Source organism: Acinetobacter oleivorans DR1 (assembly GCF_000196795.1).
GTDB classification, from domain to species: domain Bacteria; phylum Pseudomonadota; class Gammaproteobacteria; order Pseudomonadales; family Moraxellaceae; genus Acinetobacter; species Acinetobacter oleivorans.
In genome coordinates this window covers 1,444,555-1,464,780 of record NC_014259.1, presented here as the reverse complement: position 1 = coordinate 1,464,780, position 20,226 = coordinate 1,444,555, and the positions used below count along the sequence as shown (strand labels likewise).

20 protein-coding genes are annotated in these 20,226 nt (G+C 39.1%); 12 read left to right on the top strand and 8 right to left on the bottom strand.

Annotated elements, in window-relative coordinates; all coding sequences use genetic code 11:
* Nucleotides 1–21 precede the first annotated feature (21 nt).
* The gene (gene thiM / locus AOLE_RS06835; protein WP_013197390.1) at nt 22–849 is read left to right on the top strand and encodes a hydroxyethylthiazole kinase; all 828 of its coding nucleotides are present in this window, start codon (nt 22–24) and stop codon (nt 847–849) included.
* 29 nt (nt 850–878) lie between these two features.
* Here thiM and AOLE_RS06830 read toward each other — a convergent pair whose 3' ends face one another.
* The 3 genes from AOLE_RS06830 to AOLE_RS06820 all read right to left on the bottom strand — a co-directional run bounded on the left by AOLE_RS06830 (nt 879) and on the right by AOLE_RS06820 (nt 3,927).
* Nucleotides 879–1,730: an AraC family transcriptional regulator gene (locus AOLE_RS06830; RefSeq protein WP_013197389.1), complete on the bottom strand. Its 852-nt coding sequence runs from the start codon at nt 1,728–1,730 to the stop codon at nt 879–881.
* Between the two features lie 81 nt (nt 1,731–1,811).
* The gene (locus AOLE_RS06825; RefSeq protein ID WP_005306564.1) at nt 1,812–2,171 is read right to left on the bottom strand and encodes a 5-carboxymethyl-2-hydroxymuconate Delta-isomerase; all 360 of its coding nucleotides are present in this window, start codon (nt 2,169–2,171) and stop codon (nt 1,812–1,814) included.
* Nucleotides 2,172–2,214: 43 nt separating this feature from the next.
* Nucleotides 2,215–3,927 (bottom strand): AAA family ATPase, encoded by a 1,713-nt coding sequence (locus AOLE_RS06820; RefSeq protein WP_005306567.1) that lies wholly within the window; start codon nt 3,925–3,927, stop codon nt 2,215–2,217.
* A 230-nt stretch (nt 3,928–4,157) separates the two neighbouring features.
* On the opposite strand from AOLE_RS06820, the gene mdh reads away from it, so the two are divergent.
* On the top strand, nt 4,158–5,330 hold the full coding sequence (gene mdh / locus AOLE_RS06815) for an iron-dependent methanol dehydrogenase (RefSeq protein ID WP_013197388.1): 1,173 nt from the start codon (nt 4,158–4,160) through the stop codon (nt 5,328–5,330).
* A 195-nt stretch (nt 5,331–5,525) separates the two neighbouring features.
* Entirely contained in the window at nt 5,526–6,494 is a 969-nt protein-coding gene (locus AOLE_RS06810) for an alpha/beta hydrolase (protein ID WP_013197387.1), read from the top strand.
* On the opposite strand, the gene AOLE_RS06805 is transcribed toward AOLE_RS06810, so the two are convergent.
* Nucleotides 6,491–7,681 carry a helix-turn-helix domain-containing protein gene (locus AOLE_RS06805; RefSeq protein ID WP_013197386.1) on the bottom strand — a complete coding sequence of 397 codons (1,191 nt, stop codon included), beginning with the start codon at nt 7,679–7,681 and terminating at the stop codon, nt 6,491–6,493. The genes AOLE_RS06810 and AOLE_RS06805 overlap by 4 nt on opposite strands.
* A 142-nt stretch (nt 7,682–7,823) precedes the next feature.
* Here AOLE_RS06805 and exaC point away from each other — a divergent pair, with 142 nt between their 5' ends.
* The 6 genes from exaC (at nt 7,824) to AOLE_RS20660 (ending at nt 14,378) form a co-directional block, all read left to right on the top strand.
* The gene (exaC, locus tag AOLE_RS06800) at nt 7,824–9,335 is read left to right on the top strand and encodes an acetaldehyde dehydrogenase ExaC (protein ID WP_013197385.1); all 1,512 of its coding nucleotides are present in this window, start codon (nt 7,824–7,826) and stop codon (nt 9,333–9,335) included.
* Nucleotides 9,336–9,553: 218 nt separating this feature from the next.
* Nucleotides 9,554–10,990: an ethanolamine permease gene (gene eat, locus AOLE_RS06795; protein ID WP_005306575.1), complete on the top strand. Its 1,437-nt coding sequence runs from the start codon at nt 9,554–9,556 to the stop codon at nt 10,988–10,990.
* Nucleotides 10,991–11,004: 14 nt separating this feature from the next.
* Nucleotides 11,005–12,390 (top strand): ethanolamine ammonia-lyase subunit EutB, encoded by a 1,386-nt coding sequence (locus AOLE_RS06790; RefSeq protein WP_005306579.1) that lies wholly within the window; start codon nt 11,005–11,007, stop codon nt 12,388–12,390.
* A gap of 10 nt (nt 12,391–12,400) precedes the next feature.
* Nucleotides 12,401–13,216: an ethanolamine ammonia-lyase subunit EutC gene (gene eutC, locus AOLE_RS06785; protein ID WP_013197384.1), complete on the top strand. Its 816-nt coding sequence runs from the start codon at nt 12,401–12,403 to the stop codon at nt 13,214–13,216.
* A 166-nt stretch (nt 13,217–13,382) separates the two neighbouring features.
* Nucleotides 13,383–14,105, top strand: coding sequence for a glutamine amidotransferase (locus AOLE_RS06780; RefSeq protein ID WP_013197383.1), 723 nt, complete (start codon nt 13,383–13,385; stop codon nt 14,103–14,105).
* A 159-nt stretch (nt 14,106–14,264) separates the two neighbouring features.
* Nucleotides 14,265–14,378 carry a hypothetical protein gene (locus tag AOLE_RS20660; RefSeq protein WP_081399129.1) on the top strand — a complete coding sequence of 38 codons (114 nt, stop codon included), beginning with the start codon at nt 14,265–14,267 and terminating at the stop codon, nt 14,376–14,378.
* A 116-nt stretch (nt 14,379–14,494) separates the two neighbouring features.
* Here AOLE_RS20660 and AOLE_RS06775 read toward each other — a convergent pair whose 3' ends face one another.
* Complete coding sequence (locus AOLE_RS06775; RefSeq protein WP_013197382.1) at nt 14,495–16,222, bottom strand: glutamine--tRNA ligase/YqeY domain fusion protein; 1,728 nt, start codon at nt 16,220–16,222, stop codon at nt 14,495–14,497.
* A 168-nt stretch (nt 16,223–16,390) separates the two neighbouring features.
* Between AOLE_RS06775 and AOLE_RS06770 the strand changes: the two genes are divergently transcribed.
* Nucleotides 16,391–16,900 carry a peptidylprolyl isomerase gene (locus AOLE_RS06770; protein WP_004791583.1) on the top strand — a complete coding sequence of 170 codons (510 nt, stop codon included), beginning with the start codon at nt 16,391–16,393 and terminating at the stop codon, nt 16,898–16,900.
* A gap of 15 nt (nt 16,901–16,915) precedes the next feature.
* The gene (locus tag AOLE_RS06765; protein WP_013197381.1) at nt 16,916–17,635 is read left to right on the top strand and encodes a UDP-2,3-diacylglucosamine diphosphatase; all 720 of its coding nucleotides are present in this window, start codon (nt 16,916–16,918) and stop codon (nt 17,633–17,635) included.
* Nucleotides 17,636–17,642: 7 nt separating this feature from the next.
* On the opposite strand, the gene AOLE_RS06760 is transcribed toward AOLE_RS06765, so the two are convergent.
* Nucleotides 17,643–17,873 (bottom strand): hypothetical protein, encoded by a 231-nt coding sequence (locus AOLE_RS06760; RefSeq protein ID WP_013197380.1) that lies wholly within the window; start codon nt 17,871–17,873, stop codon nt 17,643–17,645.
* A gap of 139 nt (nt 17,874–18,012) precedes the next feature.
* On the opposite strand from AOLE_RS06760, the gene nfsB reads away from it, so the two are divergent.
* Nucleotides 18,013–18,666 (top strand): oxygen-insensitive NAD(P)H nitroreductase, encoded by a 654-nt coding sequence (nfsB, locus tag AOLE_RS06755; RefSeq protein ID WP_013197379.1) that lies wholly within the window; start codon nt 18,013–18,015, stop codon nt 18,664–18,666.
* A gap of 35 nt (nt 18,667–18,701) precedes the next feature.
* On the opposite strand, the gene AOLE_RS06750 is transcribed toward nfsB, so the two are convergent.
* Nucleotides 18,702–19,562: a DMT family transporter gene (locus tag AOLE_RS06750; protein WP_013197378.1), complete on the bottom strand. Its 861-nt coding sequence runs from the start codon at nt 19,560–19,562 to the stop codon at nt 18,702–18,704.
* Between the two features lie 141 nt (nt 19,563–19,703).
* On the bottom strand, nt 19,704–20,225 hold the full coding sequence (hfq, locus tag AOLE_RS06745; protein WP_004791573.1) for an RNA chaperone Hfq: 522 nt from the start codon (nt 20,223–20,225) through the stop codon (nt 19,704–19,706).
* Nucleotide 20,226 lies beyond the last annotated feature (1 nt).

The window sequence follows — 20,226 nt, the reverse complement described above, 5'->3', positions numbered from 1 at the left end:
TAGCTTACTAGGGATAATAATATGACATCGACATCTAGTTTGATTGAACAGGTTATTGAAGCTTGGCAAAGCATGCAGGCAAAAACGCCTCTAGTGCAATGTATTACCAATAGCGTTGCGGCTAACTATACAGCCAATGTGTTACTCGCTTCTGGTGCTTCACCTGCGATGATTGATAATCCTTATGAAGCAGAAAGTTTTACTAAAATTTCATCGGCTTTAAGCATTAATTTAGGCACCCCAACTTCAGAGCAAATGCAGGCCATGCAAATCTCTGCAAAAACAGCACAGCTTAATAACATTCCATGGGTACTTGATCCAGTGGGCTATGGGCCAGTTTTAGCTTGGCGCAGTCAAATGACAGATGAACTTTTACAGTTTAAGCCTAGCGTTATTCGTGGTAATGCATCAGAAATCAGTACGCTTGCAGGCAATCAAGTTCAATCTAAAGGTGTTGATAGTACCCTAAGTAGTGATGATGCCTATCGACAAGCTTACGCGCTATTAGTACATACCGACTGTATCGCAATTTCAGGTGAGTCAGATTACATTTTATCTAAAGAGCTAGATGTCGTTATCCAAGTTAACGGTGGCAGTCCCTTACAACCCAAAATTACAGCAACTGGTTGTGCTTTAGGTGCATTAATCGCTGCATATAGTGCGGTAACGACTCCAACCATTGCAGCACTTTCAGCCCATGTGCATTTTGCAATTGCGGGTAAACTTGCTGCCAATCAGGCACAAACCATGGGAAGTTTTAGTACCATTTTTATGGACTATATCCATATGTTAGATGCCAACCTAATTGAGCAATATGCAAATATAAAGCTATTCGGTTTAAAGGCATAACCGCAAGTTATGCCTTTATCCAACTACTCTTATTTTAAAAGTAAGTAGATATCTGTAATAAGATCACACTCTTTCACATCATGCACAAAGTTATGATAGTGAAAGAAAACTGGATATTCCCCTGCTTCTTCGGCTTGCTCAGGTAACCAGTTTCTAAAGATGTAATAAACACTATCTTTAATCTGGTCGTGGCTACCCAAATGTCTTACAGTCGCATAACGACCCGCAGGAATTTCCCCTGTTTGCACGCCGTAACTATTTTCGGGTACAGCCTTTTCAATTGAACCAGCAATATCAAATCGAAAATCATCAGACGGAGTCTGATCAGGGTCAGCAAAAGGAATACCGTAAGTTCTAGACTTGGTCACAGGCGATAAACCTGTTTCTTTGCGCCAAGCAATAAAACGCGCAGCGGTTTCAAAGACTTTATCTGGACTACCTAAATGAGACAGATAGGCAATCTTTTCAGCAGGACGCTCAACAATATTTACATTCATTTTTAGCTCACTTTTTGGAAGTGTAAAAACAAACTTCTGGTGCCAAGATTCCCAGTCCGGTTTATCTCTAAAAGCCCGAGGAGTTTGATCAAATGAACGCTTAAATGCACGAGTAAATGCCTCTGGACTGTCAAACCCTGCTTGCAATGCAATCTCAATAATTTTGAGATCAGGTTCAAAAGCCAATTGAAAAGAGGCCCGCTTTAAACGAGAAAGTTGAATAAACTTCATCACATTTAAACCAATATGAATGGCAAAAATACGATGAAAATGAAACTTAGATAAGGCCGCAATCTGGCTCAATCGGTCAACATCTAAATCTTCATCTAAATGTCTTTGAATATAATCGCAAACCAGTTGCAGCTTTTGTATATATACAGCCATACATTTATGTCTGTTCATTCGATAGCACTACTTTTACATAGTGCTGATCTCTATTCTTGATCGAAATTGCGCTTTTTTGTGTTATACAACTTGCTTGAAATAATCTTCTCTTGGCATATCAACAAGCTCAACGCACAATTGAATTTCTTTATTAAACTCTTGTTGTAGATAATTTTTATTGCTGAGCGCCGTTAATAGCTGATCACCCATTAGCTGTTTTTGTTCGTCAGTTCTTCCAGACAAAATATAAACTTTTACATGAATATAAGCTTGATCAGCACCTAAGCCAATGAGGAAAACCTCGTCTTTACGTGCACGGCTTTTAATGTCTTCTGGACTAAATAGCTCTGTCTCAATCAGTGTGGTATTAATTTCTTCAAGTAATTGTTTTGCGTTTAATCCAGTTAAGTTTTCTGAATAATCAACTACAACGTGCGGCATAGCCACCTCAATTTATGTAATAAGTAATTAAGCTAATTAAACTTTACTCAATAAATAATAAAGCTAATCGAACCTGATCATATCCCATTCGAGGACTGGTTGCTTCAACAATTGGTCTTAGTTTGATCGAACCATCATCAGAAAAATGATCTGGATTTTGACGTTTTTTCAGCTTCTTATAAATTTTACGAATTTCTTCGACCACTTCTTCACCCGGATGGGCAACTGAAATATCCAGCTTTTGTTCTTTATGAAGTCGAGCCAAATGATTAATGATGGTTGCTGGTGTCAGACCACGCTCATGCGCGATGTCTTCAATTTCATAGCCTTCTTCAAACAACGCACGTGTCTCGTCTAGCGTTGCCGTAGCGTAATTTTGCTTTCCACCTTTTGCGAGTTTTTTCTCATTACGAGAAATCTCAGTTTCATTTAAGGTGCCGCCACAGTGACGAATAAAGGCTTTGTGCTGAGCGGTTAAATCTACATCTGCAAAGTTGTCTTCAGCTTCTTTAGAAAGTTCTTGGAAACGACGATCAGCTTTGACAGCTAAACTATCTAACTCTAAAGCTTGCTCGTTAATCCCTAATAACTTAAGACCAGTTAAAGATTTTAAACGCGACAATGCTACATAACCCTGACCTTTTTCAAAGGTATTCGTGAGGTTAATTTCAGCAGCTTCTAAAGTCATGCCTTGGCTTTTATGAATGGTAATCGCCCATGCCAAACGAAGTGGAATTTGTTGAAAACTTGCAATCACTTTGCCCGCTTCGTTTTCAACTGACCAAGTTTCAGGAGCAACCAGCAAAGTCGTACCATCGGTTAGTTTTACCTTTGGTAATAAGCCATTTTCATCATCTTCTTCAAAGCCAATAACTTCGCCTAAACTCCCGTTGATATATCCCATATCAAAGTTGTTTTTGACAAACATAACTTTGGCATGTTTTTTCAGTGTGAGTTCTTCTGGTGCGCGTACCGAAGATTTTAAAGTTTCTAATAACTTTTCATTACCATCTAAAACGGCATTGAATTGATGCCCTTCATTATCAATTTCATTTAAGTGCTGATAATTGATATTGTCGACATCCATATTGTGCGTATAAAGACGAGTAAAAGTCTCACCAATATCATGCGAGCGTGATTGACGTAATGCGTGTAAATGATCTGATTGAATATTCTGCGCACGAATGGCATTTAAAATCTGATTAAGAATTTCATCATCTTGACGGTGTTGTTCTGTTAAATAACATACGCGAAATTTGGCTTCGACCCATGCATCAGACATAAAACAGAACTTGTCACGGTTGGCTTCACTATTACGCCCAACTGGTGGCAACTGAAAGAAATCTCCAGCCACAATGACTTGAATACCACCAAAAGCTTCATCACTTTCTTTAAAATATTTTAAAACTTGATTGACCAGATTAAGCTGCTTAGCATGCAACATCGAGATTTCATCGATGACGAGAACTTGCGCATTTTCAAGGTGCTCCTTGAGATATTTACGCTCTTTCATACGCTTTAGGTCATCGTCAGTCAACTGATCTTTAATACCTATGCCCGCCCATGTATGAATGGTCATGCCATTCATATGTGTTGCAGCAATACCTGTAGATGCCGTAATTGCCACAGGCACTTTACGTGCTTTTAGGTATTGGATGTACTGATTAAGTGTATAGGTTTTCCCTGCACCAGCCGAACCGGTTAAAAAGACATTTTCACCTGCTTTAAGCAGTTTAAGCGCAGTTTCCTGTTTCATAATCTCATAAGTACATCTTCAACAGCCCATAGCTTAACGACTTTCCCGAAAAAATTAAATGAATGCGCCAGAATTTCTGTAAAATCATTATAAATCAATAACTAATAATAAAATAATATTTGGTAGGTTTTTGGTAGGTAGGAAAATAATCTTCACATCACAATACTAGCCCCATGGTGAGGCTCACCTGTAATAACAAACAATGGATTTATGGAAGAAGGAATCACTCCATGGCTTTTAAAAATATTGCAGATCAAACAAACGGTTTTTATATTCCTTGTGTATCGCTCTTTGGACCAGGATGTGCCAAAGAAATTGGTACAAAGGCACAAAACCTCGGCGCAAAAAAAGCATTAATTGTGACCGATGAAGGCTTATTTAAATTTGGTGTCGCAGATCTTATCGCAAACTATTTAACTGAAGCAGGCGTTGCGAGCCATATTTTTCCGGGTGCAGAACCTAACCCAACCGATATTAATGTTCATAACGGTGTAAATGCCTATAACGAAAATGGCTGTGACTTTATTGTCTCTCTAGGTGGCGGTTCATCTCATGACTGTGCAAAAGGGATTGGTTTAGTCACTGCTGGTGGTGGTCATATTCGTGACTACGAAGGTATTGATAAAAGCAAAGTGCCAATGACACCACTGATTGCAGTGAACACAACAGCCGGTACTGCATCTGAAATGACCCGTTTCTGTATTATTACCAATACAGACACTCATGTAAAAATGGCGATTGTCGACTGGCGTTGTACCCCACTCATTGCCATTGATGACCCGAAACTCATGATCGCAAAACCGGCTGGTTTAACAGCGGCAACAGGTATGGATGCGTTAACTCATGCGGTTGAAGCTTATGTTTCTACGGCGGCCAACCCAATTACCGATGCGTGTGCAGAAAAAGCGATTACGATGATTAGCCAGTGGCTCCAACCTGCTGTCGCAAATGGTGAAAACATCGAAGCACGTGATGCGATGAGCTATGCACAGTACTTAGCGGGCATGGCATTTAACAACGCATCTTTAGGTTATGTCCACGCAATGGCTCATCAGTTGGGCGGTTTTTACAACCTACCTCACGGCGTATGTAATGCAATCTTGTTACCACACGTGTGTGAGTTTAACTTAATTGCTTGCCCAGATCGTTACGCAAAAATCGCTGAGTTAATGGGTATAAAAACTCACGGGTTAACAGTGATGGAAGCTGCCTATGCTGCTATTGATGCCATTCGTAAACTGTCTTCATCAATTGGTATTCCATCTGGTTTAACAGAACTAGGTGTGAAAAATGAAGACCTTGCAGTCATGGCAGATAATGCTCAAAAAGATGCGTGTATGTTGACCAACCCTCGTAAAGCAAACCATGCACAAGTTGTGGAGATTTTTAAAGCAGCACTTTAATACTGATGTAATGGCATATCCCTCTAGTAAGTCAAATCCCTCCGACCGTTGACTTACTTTTTTGGGGAATACTTAGCTCCAGCGGTATTCCCTTTTTTTAGAAACCATATTCCAACCCTCTCTAAACCTGATTGACAATTCGCCCATTTCATTGAAGGATACTCAGCATGTCTTAATTACAATAGCTCGATAAAAATGAATACATCTTCAGCTAATCAAAATTATGTTCCAGATATTTTAGGTACTGGCTACGAACAGCTTACACTCAACTTTCCTAATGATTACGAAGGAAAAGTTGTAGCTACCCTAGTGCGTAAAAAGGCCGCTCAATCGACTCAAAAAGCCGTGCTGTATATTCATGGTTTTTTAGATTATTTCTTTCAAACCGAAATGGCTGAACAATTCAATGCGCATGGTTATGACTTCTATGCCTTGGATTTAAGAAAATATGGCCGTTCAAAGCTACCTCATCAAATTTTCTATAATGTGCTTGATTTAAATGAATACGATGCCGAAATTACACAAGCATTAGAGATTATTGGTAAAGAACAGCACACCCAAGTCTTGCTTGCAGGGCATTCGACTGGCGGTTTAACAGCAACGCTTTATGCTGCCCATAACCCAAACCACCCTCTGATTAAAGCGCTATGGGCAAATAGTCCGTTTTACGATTTTAATTTAAGCTTGGTCGAGAAAAAATTTGGTATTCCAGTACTCAGTCGAGTAGGAAAATATCTGCCAAAAGTTAAATTCCCAAGTCAATTAAACAAATGGTACACCGCGAGCCTTCACAAACAGCTCAAGGGCGAATGGGACTTTAATCTGGACTGGAAACCTACCTCTGCCCCTACGGTTCAACTCAGCTTTCTACATGCGATTCATACGGCACAAAAAGAAATACATCGCGGGGTTAAACTGAATGTTCCCGCACTGATTATGCATTCTCACCAGACTAAAAACCCTAAAAAATGGGGAACAGATGCGACTCAAAGCGATGTAATTTTAGATGTTAAAGACATTGAAAAATTTGGTAAAAAAATCAAAGGCGATGTCTCTGTTGTCTCTATTCACAATGGGTTGCATGATTTAGTCCTTTCGGCCCAGCCAGTACGAGAACAAGTCTATCAACAATTGTTTCAGTGGCTGGATCAAAAAATCACTTAACTGAGCTTAGGTGAGTCAAGGTATTTCATCAGCAATTGATGCGCAGGATGTTCGCTCGGTACTAACTCCATAAGACGTTCTACCGCATCGATTGCTTCAGGAAAATGAGCTAAATGCTTAAGTAATAAATCTGTTTCTTGTGTTTTAAAAATTGCATCACTCAAGCGTGATTCAAGGCAGTCACGCCATGCACATAAAAACGGACTTTCCGTTTTTGCTAGAAATACACCTGTGTAAAGCTGCAAAGCCGAGGCTGCATATCCTGCATCCAGTGCTTGTTCCGCTTGTAAAAAATCAGCTTCAACATGCACCAGTAAACGATATGGACGTGAACCAAGTAAACCACCCAAAATATCTCGTAGTTGAGACATTTCAGCTTTAAGCGTCCCCATACTGACTTTACGTTCACCATAGAGCGCCTGATAAAGATGCTCTAAAGTTAAGCCATGTGGACATAACGCCAATATGGTTAAAATTTCAATTTGACGCGGTGTTAATAATAAACTTTTGCCATTAAATTTAACTTGTGGTGTCGAAAAAGCACGAATATGTAATTGCTGGCGCTGCTGCTCTAACAAAGCAGACTGAATAATGGATGCACAACGTTCAGCAGCCAATATTCCTAAACTATTATGGTTCTTCCAAATGGTTGATAAATCAACAACTCCTAGGGTTTGTTTTGAGTATGGGTCGATAATCGGTGCGGCATAGCACACCCACTCATGAATCGATTCCATATAATGTTCATTTGAAAAAACACAGCTTGATTGTTGAGTTTTTAAAGATAAAGCTAAGGCATTGGTGCCCACAAATTCTTCACGCCACTGACCACCCTGCACAAAATGTACACGTTCAGCAGCACTTTGCATTTGAGGACTTGGTGCCGTCCAGATAATGGTACTACCGATATCACCGACAGCAATCACCATTGAAGATTGCTCTGCAATATGACGTAAATCGTCAGCACACTGACTTAAAGCCATATCTAAAGCATTTTGTGAAGCAGATTTTTTTTCGACTAAAGGAGCCGCAAAACGCTCTTTAGGAATCGCAGCAGAAGCTGACCGTTCCCACGAGCTTGCAATACTTTGGCCGAGTTTGGCAGCATTCTGAGGAGAGAGACTATTTTGCGTGCGCAGTTGATCAATCAACGTCCGTTGCTGCAATAAATCCTTTTTTGTGAACATTTGTAAATTCCTTATATATCCACATTTCTATTCCAACCTTTCTCCAACCTTCTTCTTTATATCCTAATTATACAAAGTACGAAAGTACCTACTGACAGGGTTCTTGTTAGTCTTTAGTCCTAAAAAGCAAAGGAATATTTATATGCGCTATATCGATCCAAATCAACCAGGCTCAAAAGTTCAATTTAAATCACAATACGAAAATTTTATTGGCGGTGAATGGGTTGCACCTGTAAAGGGTGCGTATTTTGACAATGTATCTCCTGTTGACGGAAAAGCTTTTACACGTATTCCACGCTCTAGTGCCGAAGATATTGAGCTCGCTCTAGATGCAGCACACAAAGCGAAAGCAACATGGAATAAAGCATCACCAACAGTACGCTCGAATATCCTTTTAAAAATTGCTGATCGTTTAGAAGCAAATCTTGAAATGCTTGCTGTTGCAGAAACTTGGGATAACGGTAAAGCAGTGCGTGAAACTTTAGCAGCTGACCTTCCACTTGCGATTGACCATTTCCGTTATTTCGCTGGATGTATTCGTGCTCAAGAAGGTGGCATCTCTGAAATTGATGAAGATACCATTGCGTATCATTTCCACGAACCACTAGGTGTCGTTGGTCAAATCATTCCATGGAACTTCCCGATTTTGATGGCAGCATGGAAACTTGCACCTGCTTTAGCAGCTGGTAACTGTGTCGTGATTAAACCAGCTGAGCAAACTCCAGTGGGTATTTTGTTGGTGGCTGAACTGATCCAAGATATTTTACCACCGGGTGTCCTTAATATTGTCAATGGTTTCGGTTCAGAAGTCGGCCGTCCATTAGCAACAAACCCACGTATTGCAAAAATCGCATTCACAGGTTCAACTCAAACTGGACAAATGGTGATGCAATATGCGACTGAAAATATTATTCCAGTGACCTTAGAACTTGGCGGTAAGTCACCAAACCTTTTCTTTGAAGATATCTTGGACAAAGAAGATGACTTCTTAGAAAAAACGCTTGAAGGTTTTGCGATGTTTGCCTTAAACCAAGGTGAAGTATGTACTTGCCCTTCTCGTGCTTTAGTACAAGAAAGTATTGCTGATCAGTTCTTAGAAATGGCTGTCGAGCGTGTAAAACGTATTAAAACTGGTCATCCACTTGATACTGAAACGATGATTGGTGCTCAAGCATCTCTACAACAACAAGAGAAAATCTTACGTTGTATTAACACGGGTCGTGAAGAAGGTGCAGAACTCTTACTTGGTGGTAGCGGCCGTAAAGAAGTAGGCGATGGTTACTATGTCGATCCGACTATTTTTAAAGGTCACAATGGCATGCAAGTTTTCCAAGAAGAAATTTTTGGACCTGTACTTGCTGTAACAACGTTCAAAGACTTTGACGATGCAATTAAAATTGCCAATGACACCATGTATGGTTTAGGTGCAGGTGTATGGTCACGTTCAGCTCATATTTCTTATCGTGCTGGTCGTGCTATTGAAGCTGGCCGTGTTTGGACAAACTGCTACAACATCTACCCTGCACATGCTGCATTTGGTGGCTACAAGAAGTCTGGTATTGGCCGTGAAAACCATAAGATGATGCTAGATCATTATCAACAAACTAAAAACTTGTTGGTGAGTTATTCAACTAAACCAATGGGCTTCTTCTAAGTTTCGCACCAAGTTGATACCAAACTATCAACACTAGAAAGAAGTAAGATGACTAATTATATAAGAAGCCAGTAATTTAGATTGCTGGCTTCTTTATTTACGATTGTTAAGCTTGAATTTTTATTTTTAAAATAAAAAATTCCATCTACTCTCTAAAGTGCTTCATTTAGGCATTGCTTTTGCATTGATTCATACAAACCCACTCGCAGGAGTATTGTATGAATCAACCAGAAACAGCTTCCGTCATTTCTTCAAGCACAGAAGTCTCATCAGCAGAATATTTTGCTCAGCGTCAACTCAAACAAGGTACGGTTGGTTGGTTACTCCTGATTGGTTTAGGCGTAGCTTATGTGATATCGGGTGATTTTGCTGGCTGGAACTTTGGTATTGCTCAAGGTGGCTGGGGGGGTATGTTTATTGCCACTGCACTCGCTGCGCTTATGTACTTATGTCTATGTCTTTCTATGTCAGAAATGTCCACCATGATGCCGACAGCAGGTGGTGGTTATAGTTTTGCACGTGCTGCCTTTGGCCCTTTTGGGGGCTATTTAACAGGCACAGCTATTTTAATTGAATACGCAATTGCTCCTGCGGCGATTGCCGTATTTATTGGTGGTTATTGCGAATCTCTATTTGGTATTAATGGCTGGATGATTTATCTCGCCTGCTACGCCATTTTTATGGGCATACATCTGAAAGGTGCTGGCGAAGCCTTAAAAATTATGTTCGCAATTACACTTGTCGCAGCTGTTGCTCTGGTTGTGTTTATTGTCGCAATGATTCCACATTTTAATACACAAAACCTGTTAGATATTCCTGTTGGCACAGCAGCTGGTGCAAGTCGTTTTCTACCTCATGGCTATTTAGGCATCTGGGCCGCAGTTCCCTTTGCAATCTGGTTTTTCCTTGCAGTTGAAGGTGTGCCATTAGCCGCCGAAGAAGCAAAAGATCCAGCGAAATCTCTCCCACGCGGTTTAATCGGTGCAATGCTCATCTTAACGGCGTTTGCCATGCTCATTTTATTCTTGGGTGCGGGCGCAGCAGGTGCAAGTACTTTACAAAACTCAGGTGCTCCCCTCGTCGATGCTCTGGTTAAAGTTTATGGCGCCAACACTTGGCTTGCGACTTTTGTTAACTTTGTTGGTTTAGCAGGTTTAATCGCGAGTTTCTTTTCAATTATCTATGCCTATTCCCGTCAAATTTTTGCACTCTCTCGTGCTGGTTACTTACCTACTTCACTCTCTTTAACCAATAAAAATAAAGCCCCTTATCTCGCAATTATTATTCCGGGCATTATTGGGTTCTTGCTTTCACTGACCAAAGAAGGTGATTCACTGATTTTAATCGCGGTTTTTGGTGCAACCATTTCTTATGTGTTGATTCTTTTATCCCACATCAAACTACGCCTATCTAAACCCGACATGCCTCGTCCTTATAAAACTCCTGGAGGAATCGTTACTTCAAGTATTGCCTTAGTTCTAGCAGTCGCTGCTGTAGTTGCAGGCTTTGTTGTTAATCCAAAAGTTTGGTTTATTGCTGCCGCTATTTATGTCGTATTTATTGCTTACTTTTTATTCTATAGCCGTTATCATTTAGTTAAAGGTACACCAGAAGAAGAGTTTGCAAATATTAAAGCCGCAGAACAAGAACTATAAAAAAGGATGCAACTATGAGTTATCGCAATATTGTCGCCAATCAACAGTATCACTTTGCTGACTTGAAGACCTTGATGGCAAAAGCAACGCCGTTACGTTCTGGCGATGAATTAGCAGGTGTAGCGGCCAGAGATGCAACCGAACATGTTGCGGCACAAATGACTTTGGCCGATGTACCACTTAAAACCTTTTTAAATGAGGTTCTAGTCGATTACGAAACTGATGAAATTACACGACTAATTATTGATGAACATGATCTGGCAGCCTTTGCCCCTATTTCACACTTTACAGTAGGTGATTTTCGAAATTGGTTACTTGGAGAAGAAGCCACTGCCCAAAACTTAAAAGCATTAGCATCAGGTTTAACTCCAGAAATGGTGGCTGCTGTCAGCAAAATTATGCGCAATCAAGATTTAATTTATATCGCCAGTAAATGTGAAGTAATCACCCAATTTCGCAACACGATTGGTTTAAAGGGTCATCTTTCTACCCGTTTACAACCCAATCATCCTACGGATGATGTGCTTGGTATTTCTGCCAGTATTTTAGATGGTTTGATGTATGGTAATGGGGATGCCGTGATTGGTATCAATCCAGCGACGGATAACCTACATAATTTGTCAGAGCTACTAAAACTACTTGACCATGTCATTCAGGAATATCAAATTCCAACACAATCTTGTGTACTTACCCATATCAGCTCAGGCATTCAACTGGCAGAAAAAAATGTGCCCATTGATTTAATGTTTCAATCAATCGCTGGCACCCAACTGGCTAATGAAGGTTTTGGAATTTCACTCGATTTACTACAAGAAGGATATGAAGCCACACTCGCACTTAAACGCGGAACCATTGGGCAAAATGTTATGTACTTTGAAACGGGTCAAGGCAGTGCCTTATCGAGCAATGCACATCACGGCGTTGATCAGCAAACATTAGAAACGCGTGCTTATGCAGTAGCTCGTAAATACAATCCGCTTTTAGTGAATACTGTCGTTGGCTTTATTGGTCCCGAATATCTTTTTAACGGTAAACAAATTATACGTGCAGGACTAGAAGACCACTTCTGCGGCAAGTTACTCGGAGTACCAATGGGCTGCGACATTTGCTATACCAACCATGCCGATGCTGACCAAAATGATATGGATGTTCTCCTTACTCTATTTGGTGCCGCGGGCATTAACTTCATTATGGGAATTCCGGGTTCAGATGATGTCATGCTCAACTATCAAACGACCTCGTTCCATGATGCCCTCTATTTAAGACAACTCCTCGGTTTAAAACCTGCTCCTGAGTTTTCAGCTTGGCTTGAACAGCAAGGTATTTTTAAACAGCAAAACTCTCAAATCTGTTGGGCAGACCATATGCCTGACCAATTCTCTCGTCTGCTCATGAACTAGGGAGAACGCAATGAAACTGAACCGTGATATTCAATATCCATCTTCTACCCATCAAGATCAATGGGAAAAACTTAAACAGTTTACCGATGCCCGCATTGCTCTGGGCCGTGCAGGTTGTAGCATCCCAACACAAGCCTTGCTTGAATTTCAGTTGTCGCATGCACAAGCAAAAGATGCAGTTTATCAAGACATGGATGTTACCTATTTATCTGAACAATTAGCGCAAAGACAGCTGCAAAGTCTTCATGTCCAAAGCAACGCACCTAATAAGGAAATTTATCTTAAACGTCCTGATTTAGGACGTCAGCTTTCAGATCAATCAAAAGATGCCTTAATTAAGAAGTATGCAGAAGACATTCAACAATACGATGTTTGTATTGTGGTGGGTGATGGACTCTCAGCAAGAGCAATTGAAGCGAATGCTATTCCATTCATTACCACGCTAATTGAACAAGTTCAGCAAGAAAACTGGACTCTTGCACCCATTGCACTGGCAACAGGCAGTCGAGTTGCTTTAGGTGATGAAGTTGCTGAGATCTTTAAGGCACCCATGCTAGTGATGCTCATTGGAGAGCGCCCGGGTTTAAGCTCTCCTGACAGTATGGGAATTTACTACACGTGGAATGCATATTCAGGCTGTCTTGATGCTAAACGTAATTGTATTTCTAATGTCCGCTCTGCTGGCTTAAGTATTCCAGTTGCGGTACAACGTTTAATCACATTAATGAAAAAATCAAAACAGCTCGGCTTTTCAGGAGTTAATTTAAAAGATGAACATCAACTTTCAGATATAGGTCTTGAGGGAACTCAAAAGCTATTATTTTAAACAGTAGAATATGTTTAGGGATTTATTCATAAATAGATAATCCTTTGCATAACAACATCATTTTAACGAAAAATATCAATTTTCAGGTATTGACGATTTATACAGATATTTTCTTCTTTATATTTATCGCTATACTCCACCTATTGATCTTCTATGAATCATTTGTATGAGCACAACAAACGCCTTCCCAAAAACTATTTATGCCATTCAGCATCTTGCTTTCGAAGACTTAGGTTCATTAGAAGATGTCTTTTATCAACTCGGATTTCGCGTCCGTTATTTTGAGGCAGGTGTTGATGATTTAACCCCTGCTTTTTCACATCAAGGTTTAACTATTATTTTAGGCGGTCCAATCGGAGTTTATGAAACTGACGATTATCCATTCTTAAAAGATGAAATCGCTTTACTCAAACAACGTTTAGCAGCTGACAAGCCTACACTTGGTATTTGCCTAGGCGCACAGCTTATTGCTCATGCACTTGGCGCAAAAGTATATGCAGGACATCAAAAAGAAATTGGCTGGGGTCCACTCAGCTTAAGCTTACGCGCTAATCAGGTTTTATCTGGTTTGCTTAACAATGTTCATGTTCTACATTGGCACGGCGACACTTTCGATCTTCCTGAAAATGCGGTGCTATTAGCAAGTTCCGATGTTTATACCAATCAGGCATTTGAAGTCGGTAATAATATTCTTGCCTTGCAGTTTCACATTGAAACGACTGAAGAACATTTTGAAAAATGGCTCATTGGTCATACATGTGAACTTCGTCATGCAAATATTTCAATTCCAAAACTTCGTGAAGAGAATCAGCAATATGCTCAAAATCTCGAACATGCTGCTTTTGATGTTATTCAAAAATTTCTTAAACGAATTGGATATAGTGGTTAATATTTAATTCAATATATTAGTTAAATTATACTTAGAAAGCCAAATGCTCATTTTTTACCCAGAGATGGATTATTAATCCGTCTTTGGGAACCTTTATAATTAATTTCCGTGTATTATTAATTTATTAACTTTGTAACATAAAATAAACGCTGATTTACTATGGAAATCCTGAAATTTCTTAAAAGCTTTAATACAGTGAATACTTATTTAACGCTAGCATCTATTCTTCTTATCATCATTGTTCTTTATTTCTACGTGGTTAATCCAGCTTAGCTTATTTGCCAAAGCACTATAAAGCATAATATATGTAAGAAAATAGATATAAAAAAAGCCCAACTGAGTTGGGCTTTTTTTATATCTGCTATTTGCTCAAAAACATTTTACGCGTCTTACTTTTTCTCAGGCTTAAAGCTATCTTTTAAATCGAGAATACGGTTAAACACTGGTTTTTCAGGTGAGTGATCCTGTTGATCAGCAACAAAATAACCTTCGCGTTCAAACTGGAAACGATCTTCTGGACTCGCTTGTGCCAAAGCAGGTTCAATTACAGCTTCTAACACTTGCAATGAATCCGGATTTAAGTTTGCCAAGAAATCATCACCTGTTTCAGGATCTGCTTCTGTGAACAAACGATCATAAATACGTACTTCAGCAGGAATACCTTTTGTTGCAGATACCCAGTGAATTACACCTTTAACTTTACGGCCTTCAGGGTTTTTACCTAAGGTTTCTGGGTCAATTGAACATTTAAGTTCAATGACTTCACCATTAGCATCCTTAATAACTTCATCACATTTAATGACATAAGCATGGCGTAAACGCACTTCACCATCAGGAACTAAACGCTTGAAGCCTTTTGGTGGTACTTCTTCAAAGTCTTTACGATCAATATAGATTTCCTTAGTTAAAGGAATCACACGGTCACCCATATCTACGTTTGGATGGCGAGCATGTGTAAGATCCATATCTTCTGGTAAATTGGTTAAAGTCACTTTAAGTGGACTTAAAACAGCCATTCCACGCGCAGCTGTATTTTCCAAAGATTGACGAATACAGAACTCAAGCATTGCAACATCTACAATACCGTCAGTTTTTGACACGCCTACACGCTTACAAAACTCACGTAAGCCTTCTGGTGTGAAACCGCGACGACGCATACCCACTACAGTCGGCATACGCGGGTCATCCCAACCATTCACATGACCACCTTCCACCAATTTACGTAATTTACGTTTTGATGTAATGGTGTAGTCCACATTTAAGCGTGAAGATTCATATTGGTGTGGAACTGCTTGAGATTTTACCTTTTCTACAATCCAGTCATAAAACGGACGGTGATCTTGGAACTCTAATGTACAAAGTGAATGAGTAATCCCCTCGATCGCATCAGACAATGGATGAGCATAGTCATACATTGGATAGATTTTCCATTTATCACCTGTTTGGTGATGTTCTGAATGCAATACACGGTATAAAATTGGATCACGCATGTGTACGTTTGGACTTGCCATATCAATTTTGGCACGTAAAACAGCTTCACCCTCTTTAAATTCGCCACTACGCATTTTTTCAAAACGCGCAAGGTTCTCTTCAACAGATGCATCACGGTATGGTGAGTTTTTACCCGGTTCAACAAAACTACCGCGGTTTAACTTAATTTCTTCTGGTGATTGTAAATCAACATAAGCATCGCCTTGTTCAATGAGTTGAACAGCCCATGCATATAATTGATCAAAATAACCCGATGCATAGCGCGGCTCACCATTCCAGTTAAAACCAAGCCATTTCACATCATTAGCAATACCGTCAACATACTCTTGTTCTTCAGCATCAGGGTTTGTATCGTCAAAACGTAAATTACATAACCCATCAAATTCTTCAGCCACACCAAAGTTTAGGCAAATTGCTTTTACATGACCAATATGTAAATAGCCATTTGGTTCTGGTGGAAAACGCGTTACGATCTGCTTTGCACGCCCAGCAGCCAAGTCTTCAGTAATGACTTGGCGAACGAAATCTAAGCCAGCCTGTTGTTCTTGCTGCGCAGAATCGACAGAGGCATGAGTATTCGGTGTCGGGTTATTTGGCAGGCTCGAGACAACATCATTAGGCTTCATAGTGTATCAATCACTTCTTTGTAGATAAAATTTCGAAAAATTTAAACGCTATCTTCATTTTTCACAAAGATTTTAACGTTTTTTACTTGCCTTGTAGTTTACAGTTTGCTTATGCTTCTCTCAACCAAAAACCCATGGTCATAAGCCCATGTTTAGGAGATTAATGTAATGAGTTTTCCTCAAGTCGAATTAAACACCAATAAAGGTCGTATTGTTCTTGAACTGAATGCTGAAAAAGCACCTAAAACAGTAGCAAACTTTTTAGAATATGTACGTGACGGTTTTTATGACGGCGTTATTTTCCACCGCGTCATTGATGGTTTCATGATCCAAGGTGGCGGTATGGATGAAAACTTCAAAGAAAAAGCGACACGCGATTCAATTGAAAACGAAGCTGATAACGGTTTAAGCAATGACGAAGGTACGATTGCAATGGCGCGTACTCAAGCTCCTCACTCAGCATCTGCTCAATTCTTCATCAATGTAAAAAATAACTCTTTCTTGAACCATACTTCTAAAACTGCTCAAGGTTGGGGTTATGCTGTATTTGGTAAAGTTGTTGAAGGTTTAGATGTTGTTGAAGCGATCAAAGGTGTTCGTACTGGCAACCGCGGTTATCACGCTGACGTTCCATTAGAAAATGTAGTAATCGAATCTGCTAAAATTATTTCTGAATAATTTTAGGATAAAGCTGTGACTTATCTGTTTATCTCAGATTTACATTTGTCACCTGAACACCCTCGACTCGTTCGAGGGTTTTTAGATTTATTGGTGCATTACCAAGATAAAAATACTCAACTCTACATCTTAGGCGACTGGTTTAATGCCTGGATTGGAGATGACTATTCAGCACCATGGCTTGATGAAATTGTTGAGGCCTTAAAAAACTTTAATCAAAAAGGGAATCGGGTTTACTTTCAAGTCGGTAATCGTGATTTTGCGCTTAATCAGGTTTTCCTCAATAAATTTAATGGCGTCTTACTCCCTGACATTTATTCCCTCAATATCTCAGGACATCAATATCGTCTAGAACACGGCGATGCATTATGTACAGATGATATTTCTTATCAAAGATTTAAAAGGATTATTCGAAATCCGCTCTTAGTTGCTCTTTTACGCCGAACTCCTCTCAGTTTTCGCACTAAACTAGTGAATGGCTTTCGCAAAAGAAGTTCCGCTGATAAACAGCAAAAAAGCTATGAAATTATGGATGTAAATGAACAAGCTGTTATTTCTGCTTTAGAAGATGTAGATATACTGATTCATGGGCATACTCACCGCCCTTCAATTCATCAGGTACAAGCGAAACAACGAATTGTTCTTGGCGATTGGCGTGAAGATCAGGCTTATATTTTGGAAATTGATCCATCCTCAAATACGCAACAGCTCGAATTGATTGTCTGGAATTATTAACTAGAAATTATTCACTTTTTATTTCAACTTTCAATTCTTTAATTTTTTTATTTAAATCAGAATCGTAAATCACACACATGCTGGCAATAAATATAAATTTCCAGTTTATATGTGCATGATTGTGATAATCAATGTATAAAATAAGAAGACTCAATACAAATATAAGAATGATAAAGGCTTTAACAATTCTAATTTCTCGCAGCTTACTCTTTGCATCTGTTGGCAGTAAATCAATCATTTTCAATAAATTACTAAAATTTTATATAAACATTATATTTCTTTATCGAATTACATAGGAAATGTTTTTGAATAAAATAGCGTATGATGGCAAAGATTAAATTCTCTCAATTGCCATAAGATTGATATGGAGCACACCTATGGATCTATTGAATTCTGTTAAAAGTCGCTATACAACAAAAGCGTATGATTCTGAAAAGAAAATTCCTCAAGAAAAGTTTAATAAATTATTAGAAATTTTACGTTTTACCCCTTCTTCAGTAAATATTCAGCCTTGGCATTTCGTAGTTGCAGATAATGAGGCAGCTAAAGAACGAATTGCAAAAGCCTTAACAGGTAAATATGCCTACAACGCTCCAAAAGTACTCGATTCATCACACACACTTATCTTTTGCACAAGAACAGATATTTCAGCTGAATACTTAAATCAATTACTTGAACAAGATGATTTAAGCGGTCGTTTTAAAGATGAAAAAGCAAAGCTCGGCCAAAAAGATACTCGCCATGGCTATGTTGAATTCTATCGAAATGAGCAGAAAAATTTATTTGGGTGGATGGAAAATCAAACATTCATTGCTTTAGGACAACTACTTTTTGCTGCGGGTTTAGAAGGAATTGATGCAACGCCAATGGGCGGCTTTGATGAAGATATTTTAAATGCTGAGCTTGGGTTAACTGAAAAAGGCCTGCGTAGTTCAGTTATTGTTTCTCTAGGTTATCGCAATGAAAATGATTTCAATGCCAAACTTCCTAAATCGCGTCTACCAGATGAAGTTATTTTTACCTATTTATAAAATGAAAATAGTTCAAGAGATTCAACTCTCTTGAACTATAAACTCATTGCCCTAGCTAAACAAAGTACGCCACTGATCCCTAATAAAATACCCAAAGTGGTAGGCCATTTTAATTTTTCTTTATATAAAATAACGCCACTTGCAATTCCTAATAACACTACGAGAATATTCATACTTGCAAAAACAATTGCAGGTGAATCCTTTAAAAGGATATGAGCCTTCACATATAAAGCAATATTTGAAAAATTAAGCACACCTAATACTAATCCAGCTATAGCACTTTTAAGCTGCCATTTTTGGGTTTTCTGCACCAATAAATATGAAATTGATAATATAAAAGATGTAATAAAAATAAGATTCAACGTCAGTGTAAATTGAAGACCTAAACTACTCGTATATTTTAAGAGAATGTCTACCGCAGCATATCCACACCAAACACTTAATAAAGCAACAATTGCTTTTCGAGATTGATGATTCGAAGAAGTATTCATTTGTCCAAATAAGACGAGTAAGACTGCAAAAACTCCTAGACCTATTCCCCACAGCTTTAATGCATTAAATTGTTCATTAAAAATGAAATAAGCTGCGAGTAAAGAAAGTACCACGGAAAGTCGTTGTGCAACCTCAGTTTTAACAATTCCTGCATATTCTAATGATTTAGCTAAACATAGAAAAATACTAGGTAAAATCATTCCTAATGCAACAATTAACCACCAAGGCGTCTTTTCTATTGAAATATGTTGAATATCTGGCTGAAACCACCAAAAGCAAAGAAGACTTGCACTCGCATAATTCCATGCAATCATTTGTAGCGGCTGGTAACCTTTTTTCTTTAAGTTTTTTAATAGGATGGACACCAAAACACTGCTTAAAGCAGCAGCTAATATTAATAGCATCGATTAAAACTCTATTTATTTAGATATATCAGCCATAATGATCAAATTACGACTGCTGTTGAATTAAATATTTTAAATTAATTTATAAATAAACATAAAAAAAGCCAGTCATTATTTGACTGGCTTTTTTTTAGATTTCAATTAACGATTATTTTCGTCTTCTTGACCATCTTCAAATTTAGTATCGTTGTCAAAACCACCTTGATGACCACCGAAACCGCCTTGACCACCGAAACCGCCTTGACCACCGAAGCCACCTTGACCACCGAAGCCGCCGCCTTGACCACCGAAGCCGCCTTGACCGCCGAAGCCGCCTTGACTACCACCAAAGCCACCGCCTTGACCGCCACCAAAGCCACCGCCTTGACCGCCACCGAAACCACCAGTAGGTTGACCACCGAAGCCGCCTTGTGTGCCACCTTGTGCTGGGAAGCCTGTACCTTGCGCGCCTGCTGGGCGTGGGTTACGAGCTGGAACAACAGTTGAAATAGCGTGTTTGTAAACCATTTGACTTACTGTATTTTTTAATAAAACAACATATTGGTCAAAAGATTCAATATGACCCTGTAATTTAATACCGTTCACAAGGAAAATAGAAACAGGGATACGTTCTTTACGGAGAGAATTTAAGAACGGATCTTGTAAAGTTTGACCTTTAGACATT